The 12,218-nt window shown below is 65.1% G+C and carries 13 protein-coding genes; 5 read left to right on the plus strand and 8 right to left on the minus strand.

Translation table 11 applies throughout. From position 1 onward, the window contains the following. The coding region (locus sphsw_RS16420; RefSeq protein WP_031441573.1) for a tRNA (cytidine(34)-2'-O)-methyltransferase at nucleotides 1-425 on the minus strand (425 nt) is incomplete at its 3' end. A gap of 195 nt (nucleotides 426-620) precedes the next feature. Between sphsw_RS16420 and petA the strand changes: the two genes are divergently transcribed. From petA to sphsw_RS18480, 4 genes are all read left to right on the plus strand, one after another. Next, nucleotides 621-1,187 (plus strand): ubiquinol-cytochrome c reductase iron-sulfur subunit, encoded by a 567-nt coding sequence (gene petA, locus sphsw_RS16425; RefSeq protein ID WP_042467607.1) that lies wholly within the window; start codon nucleotides 621-623, stop codon nucleotides 1,185-1,187. 10 nt (nucleotides 1,188-1,197) lie between these two features. Continuing rightward, nucleotides 1,198-2,496, plus strand: a complete 1,299-nt coding sequence (locus tag sphsw_RS16430) for a cytochrome b (RefSeq protein ID WP_031393565.1) — start codon at nucleotides 1,198-1,200, stop codon at nucleotides 2,494-2,496. A 21-nt stretch (nucleotides 2,497-2,517) separates the two neighbouring features. Further along, entirely contained in the window at nucleotides 2,518-3,360 is an 843-nt protein-coding gene (locus sphsw_RS16435; RefSeq protein ID WP_031441575.1) for a cytochrome c1, read from the plus strand. A gap of 250 nt (nucleotides 3,361-3,610) precedes the next feature. After that, a complete protein-coding gene (locus sphsw_RS18480; RefSeq protein WP_052380991.1) occupies nucleotides 3,611-4,255 on the plus strand; it encodes a hypothetical protein in 645 nt (214 codons plus the stop codon). 4 nt (nucleotides 4,256-4,259) lie between these two features. On the opposite strand, the gene sphsw_RS16445 is transcribed toward sphsw_RS18480, so the two are convergent. From sphsw_RS16445 to ychF, 3 genes are all read right to left on the minus strand, one after another. Further along, a complete protein-coding gene (locus sphsw_RS16445) occupies nucleotides 4,260-4,721 on the minus strand; it encodes a MaoC family dehydratase (protein WP_031441577.1) in 462 nt (153 codons plus the stop codon). A gap of 14 nt (nucleotides 4,722-4,735) precedes the next feature. Further along, nucleotides 4,736-6,046 (minus strand): alkaline phosphatase family protein, encoded by a 1,311-nt coding sequence (locus tag sphsw_RS16450; RefSeq protein WP_031441578.1) that lies wholly within the window; start codon nucleotides 6,044-6,046, stop codon nucleotides 4,736-4,738. A 72-nt stretch (nucleotides 6,047-6,118) separates the two neighbouring features. Then, complete coding sequence (gene ychF / locus sphsw_RS16455) at nucleotides 6,119-7,216, minus strand: redox-regulated ATPase YchF (RefSeq protein WP_031441579.1); 1,098 nt, start codon at nucleotides 7,214-7,216, stop codon at nucleotides 6,119-6,121. Nucleotides 7,217-7,533: 317 nt separating this feature from the next. Here ychF and sphsw_RS16460 point away from each other — a divergent pair, with 317 nt between their 5' ends. Next, nucleotides 7,534-8,598 (plus strand): NAD(P)-dependent alcohol dehydrogenase, encoded by a 1,065-nt coding sequence (locus tag sphsw_RS16460; RefSeq protein ID WP_031441580.1) that lies wholly within the window; start codon nucleotides 7,534-7,536, stop codon nucleotides 8,596-8,598. 239 nt (nucleotides 8,599-8,837) lie between these two features. On the opposite strand, the gene sphsw_RS16465 is transcribed toward sphsw_RS16460, so the two are convergent. The 4 genes from sphsw_RS16465 to sphsw_RS16480 all read right to left on the minus strand — a co-directional run bounded on the left by sphsw_RS16465 (nucleotide 8,838) and on the right by sphsw_RS16480 (nucleotide 12,054). Then, nucleotides 8,838-9,443 (minus strand): TIGR02466 family protein, encoded by a 606-nt coding sequence (locus tag sphsw_RS16465; RefSeq protein WP_031441581.1) that lies wholly within the window; start codon nucleotides 9,441-9,443, stop codon nucleotides 8,838-8,840. Next, on the minus strand, nucleotides 9,440-10,009 hold the full coding sequence (gene pth / locus sphsw_RS16470) for an aminoacyl-tRNA hydrolase (RefSeq protein WP_031441582.1): 570 nt from the start codon (nucleotides 10,007-10,009) through the stop codon (nucleotides 9,440-9,442). The genes sphsw_RS16465 and pth overlap by 4 nt, the downstream gene beginning before the upstream one ends. A 226-nt stretch (nucleotides 10,010-10,235) precedes the next feature. After that, nucleotides 10,236-10,934, minus strand: a complete 699-nt coding sequence (locus tag sphsw_RS16475; RefSeq protein ID WP_037529604.1) for a 50S ribosomal protein L25/general stress protein Ctc — start codon at nucleotides 10,932-10,934, stop codon at nucleotides 10,236-10,238. 253 nt (nucleotides 10,935-11,187) lie between these two features. Continuing rightward, entirely contained in the window at nucleotides 11,188-12,054 is an 867-nt protein-coding gene (locus tag sphsw_RS16480; RefSeq protein ID WP_042467609.1) for a TraB/GumN family protein, read from the minus strand. Nucleotides 12,055-12,218: the final 164 nt, after the last annotated feature.

The raw sequence follows: 12,218 nt of genomic DNA on the forward strand, positions 1-12,218 counted from the left end.
CGCAACGCCTCTGCCGCGACGATCGCGGTCGCGACCGAGATGTTCATCGACCGCAGGCCGGGACGCATCGGGATCAGCACGCGCAGGTCGGCGCGGGCATGGACGTCGTCGGGCACGCCCGCGCCCTCGCTGCCCATCAGCAGCACGTCGTCGGTCTGGAACGTCGCTGTGTCAAGTCGCACCGCGCCCTTCGTCGTCAGCAGGACGATGCGCCCGCGGACCTGGTCGCGAAACGCCGCCCAGTCGACATGCCGGACGATCTCGACCGCGCCGACATAGTCCATCCCGGAGCGCGCGACCGCCTTTTCGTTCCAGGTGAACCCCATCGGCTCGATCAGATCGACCGCGAGTCCGAGACAGGCGGCGGTCCGCAAAATGGCGCCGACATTGCCGGCGATATCAGGTTGGTAGAGGGCGATACGCATACCGTTGCCTCTAATCCGGAACGCGCTGCAGTCAAAATGCTGTTGGCAAAGCGGGCTTGCGCCGTCTATCACCTATAGGCCTCCGTGGGGACGGTCGGGCAGGATGGGCGTGCGGTGCGGCGAACCGGCATGCGCATCGGGCCACGAGAATAAAGATAAACTGCAAGGGCGAGATGAATGGCGATAGTCGACGACATGGTTCCACCCGGCGAGTCGCCTGAACCGTTTCACGAAGAGGCGCACGATCCGCGCCGCCGCGATTTCATCAATATCGCCGCCGTATCCTTCGCCGGGGTCGGCGCCGTCGCGATCGTCCTGCCGCTGATCAACCAGATGAACCCGTCGGCCGACGTGCTGGCGCAGTCGACCACCGAGATCGACCTGTCGAAGATCCTGCCGGGCCAGGCGATCAAGACGAGCTTCCGCAAGCAGCCGCTGTTCGTGCGCAACCTGACGCCGAAGGAAATCAGCGAGGCCGACGCGGTCGACGTATCGACGCTGCGCGACCCGCAGACGCTCGCGGAGCGGACCAAGGCGGGCAAGAAGAACTGGCTGATCACGCTGGGCGTCTGCACGCATCTCGGTTGCGTCCCGCTCGGCGCTGGCGAGGGTGAGAACAAGGGCCCGTTTGGCGGCTATTTCTGCCCGTGCCACGGCTCGGCCTACGATACCGCCGCGCGCATCCGCAAGGGCCCCGCACCGACCAACCTTCAGGTGCCGGACTATGCCTTCAACTCCGACACCGTCGTCACGGTAGGCTGAGGAAACAACCATGAGCTTTCCCTGGGCCAAGCAATACGAACCGAAGCTGCCGCTGACGCGGTGGCTGGATGAACGGCTTCCCGTTCCCCGGCTCGTCTACAACGCGGTCGGCGCCGGTTACCCGGTCCCGCGCAATCTCAATTATTTCTGGAACTTCGGCGTCCTTGCCGGCGCCGCGCTGGCGATCCAGATCATCACCGGCATCACGCTGGCGATGCATTACGCCGCCAACGGCGCGGTCGCGTTCGACTCGGTCGAACACATCATGCGCGACGTCAATGCGGGCTGGTTCCTGCGCTATGCGCACGCCAACGGCGCGTCGATGTTCTTCATCGTCGTCTACACGCACATCTTCCGCGGACTCTATTACGGCTCGTACAAGGCGCCGCGCGAGATGGTCTGGCTGCTCGGCGTGACGATCTTCCTGCTGATGATGGCGACCGCATTCATGGGCTATGTCCTTCCCTGGGGGCAGATGAGCTTCTGGGGCGCGCAGGTCATCACCGGGTTCTTCTCGGCGATTCCGCTGGTCGGCGACACCATCCGCATCTGGCTGCTCGGCGGATTCGCGCCGGACAACGCCGCGCTCAACCGCTTCTTCTCGCTGCACTATCTGCTGCCGTTCGTGATCGCGGGCGTCATCATCCTGCACATCTGGGCGCTGCACATCCCGGGGTCGAACAACCCGACCGGCGTCGACGTGAAGGGCAAACAGGATACGGTGCCGTTCCACCCCTATTACACTGCGAAGGACGGCTTCGGGCTCGGCATCTTCCTGCTGGTGTTCGCCGGCCTGCTGTTCTTCTTCCCGAACTATCTCGGCCATCCGGACAATTATATCCCGGCAAACCCGCTTTCGACGCCCGCGCACATCGTCCCCGAATGGTATTTCTGGCCGTTCTACGCGATCCTGCGCGCCTTTACCGCGGACTTCATCCTGCCGGCAAAGCTGTGGGGCGTGCTGGCGATGTTCGGCTCGATCCTGCTGCTGTTCTTCCTGCCGTGGCTCGACAATTCGCCGGTCCGCTCGATGAACTACCGCCCCAAGGCGCGGATCGCGTTCTGGGTGCTGGTCGCCGACATCCTGATCCTGGGCTATTGCGGCGGTGCACCGGCGACGGCGACCTATGTGATCCTCAGCCAGATCTGCGCTGCCTATTATTTCGCGCATTTCCTGATCATCCTGCCGCTGATCTCGCGGTCCGAACGGCCCCGGCCGCTGCCCAATTCGATCACCGAGGCGGTGCTGGCCAAGCGTGGCGGGACGAGCCCGGCGCACACCGCGCTCTCCCCCAAGCCCGCGCACTGATACGGACTAGAGGATACATATATGGTTCGTCTCATCGCATCCCTGGTCGGCGCCGCCTTTGTGCTGGTGCTCGGCATCGCGCTCTTCGGCAGCGTGTCGGGCGTCATCACCGACCCCGTCGCGCCGTCTGCCGAGAGCGTCGCGCACAAGCATCCCAAGGAGCTCGAGCTCGCCTCGAACGGCGTCTTCGGCAAGTTCGACCGCCGTCAACTCCAGCGCGGGTTCCAGGTCTACAAGGAAGTCTGCTCAGCCTGCCACTCGCTGCGGCTGGTGTCGTTCCGCGATCTCCAGAAGATCGGCTATTCGGAGCCCGAGGTTAAGGCGATCGCCAACCAGTGGGTGATCGAACAGCCGACGATCAACCCCGAAACCGGCGAGGCCGCGACCCGCAAGAACATCCCGTCGGATCGCTTCCCGTCGCCGTTCGCCAACGAGGTCGCTGCCCGCGCCGCCAACAACAACGCGCTGCCACCCGATCTCTCGCTGATCACCAAGGCGCGCGAGGAGGGCACCGCCTATGTCCACTCGCTGCTGACGGGCTACACCGATCAGCCCGCGGCGTTGCTCAAGCAGTTCCCGGACATCAAGACGCCCGAGGGTCTCTACTACAACCCGTATTTCGCGAACCTCAACATCGCGATGCCACCGCCGATCACCGCGGACGATCAGGTGGCCTATGCGGACGGGACCAAGGCGACGAAGGAACAGATGTCGGCAGACGTCTCGGCCTTCCTGACCTGGACGGCAGAGCCGAACTTGGAGTCGCGGCACGCCGTCGGCGTCGCGTCGATCCTCTTCATCCTCGTCTTCTGCGGCCTTGCCTGGGGCGCCTATCAAAACGTCTGGCGTGACGTGAAGCATTGATCCCACGCCGCGGCTATCGCGGTATCAGGGCGTGAAGGACGGCGGATCGGGGCAACCCGGTCCGCCGTTTCGCGTTTGGCGACCCGCTGGCTGCCCGTGTCCGTGCCTGTGTCCCGGCGCCACGCCCCCATGGCCCACCTGTGGTCCCGGCGCGCGTCAGCCGTCGTTCATGGAACCTGCGGTAGGTCGGTATTGTTGTGCGACCAATGGCGGCGCGTTGGGTCCGCTCTCCAGGTACGGGAGATTTTCGATGTTTTTCAAGCGACTAGGACTGGTCAGTCTCGCCATTGGTGTCGGCCTCGGCGTGGCCGGTTGCACCGATGGGTATGGCTATGGCGGCGGCGGGATCGGCTATGCGAGCGATCCCTATTATGGCGGCGGCTACGGCAACGGCTATTATGATGGTTACGGCGGCGGATACGGGGCCGGTTATGCCGGCGTCGGGCTCGGCTCCTATTATGGCTGGTATGGCGACTATTATTATCCGGGTACCGGCGGATACGTCTATGATCGCAACCGTCGTCCGCACCGCTGGAACGGTGCGCAGCAGCGCTACTGGCAGGGGCGTCGCGGCAATTATCGCGGTGCCGGCAACTGGGGCAATTTCGCCCGCGGCAACAGCCCCGCCGCGCGCGACTATCGCCAGGACCGGCGTGGCGCGAACCGCGACTTCCGTCAGGGTCGGCGCGAGGACCGCAACCAGCTGCGCGACGGTCAGATCACGCGCGAGCAATATCGCGGCGAACGGCGTGAAGCGCGGCAGAGCTATCGCGGCGAGGCACGTCAGGACCGGCGTGAATATCGTCAGGAGCGCGGCAATGGCGGCGGGTTCCGCGGTCGTGGCGGCGGCGGCGGCCGGGGCGGCGCCTATATGAACGTCCCCGTCCCGAAGTGACGGATCAGGATGCAGGCGCGCCGGTCGGGCGCGTCTGCATCAGCGCGTTCGACACGAACGTCATCACCATGACATCGTCCTGATTGAACACCTGCATCCGGCTTTTCACGATCCCCATTTCGGGGCGGCTGGCGGAAACCCGTTTGCCGAGCACCTCGGTCACGCAGCGCAGCGTGTCCCCCGGATAGACGGGCTTCAGCCATTTGAGTTCATCGATCCCGGGCGATCCGAGACTCGCCTGACGGTGCTCACGGATGTGCTCCACCAGCATCGCCATCGTCATCGCGCAGCTATGCCAGCCGCTTGCCGACAGCCGACCGAAATGCGTCTTTGCCGCGGCCTCGTCGGACAGATGAAAGGGCTGCGGGTCGTATTTTTCGGCAAAGGCGATCACCTCGTCGCGCGTCACCGGATAGTGGCCGAACGCCGCGGTCGCCCCGACTGCGATATCTTCGAAATACTGCACGCCCGCTGCTCCTCCTATCGTCGCAGCACCTTTTGGAAGGGCGCGTCGTTGCCGTCCAGCCCCGGTTCCGCGGGCAGCCCGATCAGGTCGCGGAGCAGCGGCTCGACCGCGACATTGTCGAAGCTCGCGATGGTCTTGCCACCGATGAACGCAGGACCGTTCGCGATGAACAGCGCGCGCATCTCCGAGGCGGCATTGTCATAGCCGTGCGAGCCGCCGGCCGAGACCTTGGTGGGCGTCGTCCGATCGATGCGCCATCCGACATCGGCGAGGCACAGATAGCTCGGGACGCGCGGATTGCGGCCATAATGGAAGCGTGCCGGAATCTCCGCCTTGCGCCAGCATTGCAGGTGGTCGTGCTTGCGCAGCAGTCTCGCCTCGAGCGCGGCCTCATGGCCGGGCACCGCGAACAGCGTCGCATAGGCGCCCGTCTCGACGAGGCGATAATCGGCCGGCGCCGCGATCCGGTCCATCGCGACGACGCGCGTGCTGCTGGTCGCCGCCATGCCGTGATCCGACACGATGACCAGATTGGCCGGCTGGCCGAGCGTCGCAAGCCCTTCGACGAGGCTGCCGATGCTGCCATCCACCTCGGCGGCTGCCTGCGTGGTCAGGGGGGAGTCGGGGCCATTGTCGTGCGCGGCCATGTCGACGGTATCGAAATACAGTGTCACCAGCTTCGGTCGGATCGCGGCGGGTCGCCGCATCCAGTCGAGGACGGCGTTGACGCGTTGCGTGGCGCTGATCTGCTGGTTGAACTGCTGCCAGTCCTGCGGCCGGGTGCCGCCGTCGATCGCGCCGTGGCTGTTGGGCTTCGGCGTGCCGCCGACCGCGACATTGGCGCCCGGCCAGAACATCGTCGCGCTCCGGATTCCCGCCTTTTCGGCGTCGACCCAGATCGGCGAGCTTTGGCTCCACCAGAAGGGATCGTCGCTCGCCATGGTGAATTTCTCACCGGGCCGCGTCGGATCCTCCATCGTGTTGCCGACGATGCCGCTGCGATCGGGTCTGAGCCCGGTCACCAGGGTCCAGTGATTGGGGAAGGTGACGCTCGGGAAGGAGGGGCGCATCGCCGCAAAGACGCCGCCGGCGCGCAACCTGTTCAGGTTTGGCGTGACGCCCCGGTCGAGATAGTCGGGGCGGAAGCCATCGATCGACACGAGGATCGTCACCGGTGCCCGTACCGCCAGCGGCTGCGCGCCCTGAGGAGCGGCGGTGGCGGTCGCGGGGGCAGCCTGGGTCACCGGCGCCAGGGCAGGGGGCGTGGCCGGATAGGCACAACCCCCGAGCGCGAGTGCCAGAGCTGAAAACGTCGCGTGTCTCATGCCGTCTGTTCTGCTCGCTACGCCCGCCCCTGGCGCGTGACTACGCACGCAGGGGCCGCGACATTGTTGGGATCAGCTGTGCAGGAAGTGCATCACGTCGCCGTCATGGACGACATAGGCCTTGCCCTCGGCGCGCAGCTTGCCCGCCTCGCGCGCCTTCGATTCCCCGCCCAGCGCGATGAAGTCGTCGAACGCGATCGTCTCGGCGCGGATGAAGCCCTTCTCGAAATCGCCGTGGATCTCGCCTGCCGCCTGCGGGGCGGTGGCGCCCGCATGGACGGTCCAGGCGCGTGCCTCCTTCGGGCCGACCGTGAAGAAGGTCAGCAGGTGGAGCAGCTTGTAGCCTGCGGTGATGACGCGAGCGAGGCCGGTCTCTTCCAGCCCCAGCTCGCCCAGGAATTCGCCACGATCCTCGACGGGCATCGTCGCGATCTCGGCCTCGATCGCCGCCGACACGACGACCGCCTCGGCGCCCTCGGCCGCAGCCTTCTCGAACACGCGCGCCGACAGCGCATTCCCTTTCGCGGCATCGCCCTCGTCGACATTGCAGACGTACAGGACGGGCTTGGCGGTCAGCAGCTGCGCCTGTGCGAACACGCGCGCCTCGTCCTCGTCCTTGGGCACCGTCAGCCGTGCGGGCTTGCCCTCGCGGAGCAGCTCGAGCGCCTGGCCGAGCACGGCGGCGCCGATCTTGGCCTCCTTGTCGCCCTGCATGCCCTTTTTGGCGAGGTTGGGGACGCGCTTCTCGAGGCTTTCGAGATCGCTCAGCATCAGCTCGGTCTCGACGGTCTCGGCATCGGCGATCGGATCGACCTTGTTGTCGACATGAGTCACGTCGCCATTCTCGAAACAGCGCAGCACATGGACGATCGCGTCGACCTCACGGATGTTGCCGAGGAACTGGTTGCCGAGCCCTTCGCCCTTCGACGCGCCGCGCACGAGGCCGGCGATGTCGACGAAGCCGAGCTGGGTCTCGATGATCTTCTGCGAGCCGGCGATCTTCGCCAGCGCGTCGAGCCGCTTGTCGGGCACGCCGACATTGCCGACGTTCGGCTCGATCGTGCAGAACGGATAGTTCGCCGCCTGCGCCGCGGCCGTCTCGGTCAGCGCGTTGAAGAGGGTGGACTTGCCGACGTTCGGCAGCCCCACGATGCCGCAGCGAAAACCCATGATATGCCTTCAGTTTGAGATTGGGGTATAAGAATGTGCGGGCGCTTTAGGGCAGGGCGAGAAGGAACGCCAGCATTCGGCCGGTCCCTCGGACCAACTCTCCCGTCATCCTGACGAAAGTCAGGATCCAGGGTCGCAAAGGGCGCCACTCGTTACTCTGGATCCTGACTTTCGTCAGGATGACGGAAAGATTGCCGGGCACGCCCGACTGATCGACCCAAGCGATTGCCGCAATGCAGCAAAATTATCGTACCGCTCGGTAGATATTACGAGTCCCGTGCGTATATCGCGCTCTGCCAGTCAGATTTAGGAATAGCATGACCACCACCGCCAAGGGCTACGCCGCCCAGTCGCCCGAGACGCCGCTCGCACCGTTCAGCTTCGAACGCCGCGCGCCGGGCAAGACCGACGTCGCGATCGACATCGCGTTCTGCGGCGTCTGCCATTCGGATCTCCACACCGCCAAGGGCGAGTGGGAAGGCACGCTGTATCCGTGCGTTCCGGGCCATGAGATCGTGGGCCGCGTCACCGCGGTCGGTGACGACGTCACCAAGTTCAAGGTCGGCGACATCGCCGGCGTCGGCTGCATGGTCGACAGCTGCGGCCAGTGCCCGTCGTGCACCGATGGCGAGGAGCAATATTGCGAGACGACCGGGTTCGTCGGGACGTATAACGGCCCCGATCCCGTGCTCGGCGGCCACACCTTCGGCGGCTATTCGGACCATATCGTCGTCGACGAGGGCTTCGTGCTGAAGGTCACGCATCCCGAGGCCGATCTCGCCGCGGTCGCGCCGCTGCTCTGCGCCGGGATCACCACCTACTCACCGCTGAAGCACTGGAAGGTCGGCCCCGGCCAGAAGGTCGGCATCGTCGGTCTGGGCGGTCTCGGTCACATGGGCGTCAAGATCGCGAACGCGATGGGTGCTGAGGTCTATGTCTTCTCGACCTCGCCGAACAAGCGCGAGGATGCCAAGCGTCTCGGCGCGAAGGACCTGATCGTGTCGAAGGATGCCGATGCGATGGCGGAGCATGCGAACAGCTTCGACTTCATCCTCAACACCGTTGCCGCACCACATAATCTCGACCCGTTCCTCGAGCTGCTCAAGCGCGACGGTACGATGACACTGGTCGGTGTGCCTGCCGAGCCGCATCCGTCGCCCTCGGTCGGCAACCTGATCTTCCGCCGTCGCCAGCTGGCAGGCTCGCTGATCGGCGGGATCGCGGAGACGCAAGAAATGCTCAATTTCTGCAACGAGCACGGTTTGGTGTCGGACATCGAGATGATCCGCATGGACGAGATCGAGCCGGCCTATGACCGCATGGTCAAGAGCGACGTGAAGTACCGCTTCGTCATCGACATGGCGTCGATGAAGACTGCGTAACCACTCTATCTCCGTCATCCCCGCGCAGGCGGGGATCCAGACTGGCAACCCCGAGCGAGTATCGCCAAGGCCAGCCAGTCTGGGTTCCCGCCTCTGCGGGAATGACAACGAGTGGTGGGTGCCGCCGCCACCTCCGTCATCCTGACGAAAGTCAGGACCTTGAGTTACAGGCTCTTACGCTGCTTGGCTCTGGATCCTGACTTTCGTCAGGATGACGGGAGGGGTGAGGCCTACCTACCTCACCACCGATAATTGAAACTGATGCTGATCCGCTCGCCCTTCGCAGCATTCGGCACGACCTCATGCCTGAGCCAGCTCTCCCAAAGAAACACGCTCCCAGGCTTCGGCACCGCATAAACGAACGTCCGCAGATCCTCCGGCGCGTCGTCGAGCCGAGTTGGCGCCGCCATCATCATCGGCAGCCGCGGATCCTCGAGCTTCAGCGCGCCGGCGCCCTCCGGAATCGTCACGTACATCGTCCCCGACACGACGCTGTGCGGATGGATATGCCCCGAATGCGCGCCGCCGGGCTTCAGGACGTTCACCCACAGGCTGTCGAGCTTGAGTTTGCGCCCGCCCAGATCGAACGCGCAGTCCTTGGCGAACGCGGCGACATGCTTGTTGAGCAGCCGCACCAGATCGGCGAAGCGCGGGTCGCGCAGCGGCAGGTCGTTCAGCGAGGCGTAGGACGTATACCCGCGATAGCCATGTGCCTTCGACCAAGCGACGCCCGCGCGATCCGCCTTGGACAGTTCGAGCGCCGCGTCCTCCAGCTCCTCGACCAGATCGTCGTCGCCGAGATCGGCCTCGTAAAACCGCGTGGCGAACAGCGAACGGGTGGTCATGGTTGCATCCTCACAGCGACATCATTCATGAAGCGGACGTCGTCGCCCGCCGCCAGCCACGCCGCCTCCGCGGCGATCGCGCCGAGCATGTCGGACAGCGGCTCGATCTCGGTCTTGGCGTAATTGCCGAGCACATAGCCGGTGACCCGGTCCTTGTGCCCCGGATGGCCGATGCCGAGCCGTACGCGGCGGAAATCGGGGCCGAGATGCTGGTCGGTCGAGCGCAGCCCGTTATGCCCCGCAGTCCCGCCGCCGGTCTTCACCTTGACGCGGAAGGGGGCGATGTCGAGCTCGTCGTGGAATACCGTCAGCGCATCGACGTCCAGCTTGTAGAAGCGCAACGCCTCGCCGATCGCGCGGCCGCTCTCGTTCATGAAGGTCGCGGGCTTCAGCAGCAGGATCTTTTCCGATCCGATCCGGCCTTCTTGGGTCCAGCCCTGAAACTGCTTCTTGACCGCGCCGAAGCCGTGCACCGCGGCGATCGCGTCGGCGACCATGAACCCGACATTGTGCCGGTGCATCGCATATTGCGCCCCCGGATTGCCGAGTCCCGCCCAGATCTGCACGTGTGATTCTCCAAAAACGATCGTTGCCCGCGCCCCAAACCGTCATTCCCGCGGAGGCGGGAACCCATAGTGGCAAACCTCTCGATTCCATAGGAAGGTCCGAGGGTCTGGATCCCCGCCTGCGCGGGGATGACGGTTTTTTGGGTGGGCGGAATGGCTTGCAAAACGAAACGGGCGGGAAAGCCCTAGCTTTCCCGCCCGCCAGATCATCCGAAGACGAAGGAGATTAGTCCTTCTTCTGCGGCGTGATCTTGTCGTCGTCATTGTGATCGTCGTTAGGCTCGACCACGGGCTCTTCGTCCGAAGCAGCCTCGGCAGCCTGCGCCTCGGCGACTTCAGCCTCGAGCTCTTCGTCCTCGACGGTCGGGACGGTCGGCGGCACGATCGTGGCGATCGCGAAGTCGCGGTCGTCGATCGCGGGCGTCGCGCCCTTGGGCAGCGTCACGTCGCTGATGTGGATCGAATCACCGATTTCCATGCCGGCGAGCGAAATCGAGATCTCGCTCGGGATGTCCGATGCGTCGACGACCAGCTCGATCTCATGACGCGTGATGTTGAGGACGCCCTTGCCCTTCTTGATGCCGGGGGCATCGTCTTCGTCCGTGAACACGATCGGCACCGCGACGGTGACGGTCGAATGCTCGCCGATGCGCAGGAAATCGACATGGATCGGGCGATCCGTGACCGGGTGGAACGCAACGTCCTTGGGCAGCGTGCGCACGCCGTTGACCATCACGACCGAATTCATGAAGTGGCCGGTCATCAGCGCCTTCATCAGCGCCTTTTCCTCGAGGTGAACCGAGGTGGGTTCCTTGTTCAGGCCGTAGATCACGGCAGGCACGCGGCCATCACGACGCAGCGCCCGGGAGGCTCCCTTGCCAACCCGGTCACGCGTCTCGGCTGCGAGCGTCAACTGGTCGCTCATCAATATTCTCCGAAACTCGTTTGTTGTTCTTCCCGCCCACGCCTCCAGGGATGACCATGGACCGGAAGCGCGGGCGCATAGCGGAAGTGCACGTTTTAATCAACTACACCCTCTCCCCTCGGGGGAGAGGGAGGGGCCCGCGTGCATTTGCACGTGGGAGGGTGAGGGCACGGTGTGCCACAAACGCGTGCCTCACCCTTCCGTCGCCTACGGCTCCTCCCTCCCTCTCCCCCGAGGGGAGAGGGTAAGTCGCTCAATACTGTACCCGCTCCGCCTTCACGCCGAGCTTCGCCAGTTGTGCCTGAACGCTATCGGCGCCCGCAAGATGCCCGGCGCCGACCGCGACGAACACCGTCCCCGGCGACTTCATCCGGTTCGCGACCCACTCCGCCCATCGGGCATTGCGATCGACCAGCAGGGCCTTTGCCACCTCGGGCGAATCTTTCAGGCTCTCATTCATTTCGCGCGCGAGCGCCTCCGGATCGCCCTTCGCCCATTCGTCGACCATCGTCGCCATCGTCGTCTCGAGCTTGGGCAGTTCGTCGATCGTGCTGCCGAGGAACTGCAGCTGTGCCTGTTGCGATAGCCCGCCGAAATAGCCCAGCTGCTGCTCCGCGGTCTCCAGGCCGGTCACCGGCTTGCCCGCCGCCTTGGCCGCGGCAGTGATCACCTGCTCGGGCCCGTTCGCGGCGTCATAGCCAAGCTTCGACAGCGGCGCGATCGACAGGTTGGTCGCCGCAAGCCAGGGCCGGAATCGGTCGAACGCGTTTGCCGGCAGCCCCAGATCGGTCACCGCCTTGGCATAGGCCGCGCGCTTCTCCGCGGGCAGCTGTTCGGTCAGCGTCGGCCCGTCCTTCGTCACGCCGGTCGCCATGACCAGGGTCTGCATCTTGGCGGGATCGGGCATCACCAGCTCGAGCACGACCTGCTGCGAGCGGTCGAACGCGGTCTTCACCGCCTCGTCGAACCAGGTCATGCCGGGTTTGAGCACGTGGATCGTCCCGAACAGGTAGATCGTCGTGTCCTTGTCCTTCACCACCCACAGGGCGGGATCGGCATCGTTGGCGGCCTGCGCCGGTTTCGGCGCGACCTGCGCGCAGGCGGGCAGCGCGAACGCCATCGCAATGGCGGACAGCGTCGAGCGCAGCGGGGCGGAGCGAAGCGACGCGAGTCGGGAAAACAGCTTCAAGGGGAGGGCATCCTCATCGTTGGTCGGCCCCATGTAGGATGCGCGATCGCAACGCACCACTTGCCTCGCGCACCCCCATCCGCCAAAGCCCGCGC

The organism is Sphingomonas sp. FUKUSWIS1 (genome assembly GCF_000733135.1).
Lineage (GTDB): Bacteria > Pseudomonadota > Alphaproteobacteria > Sphingomonadales > Sphingomonadaceae > Sphingomonas > Sphingomonas aerolata.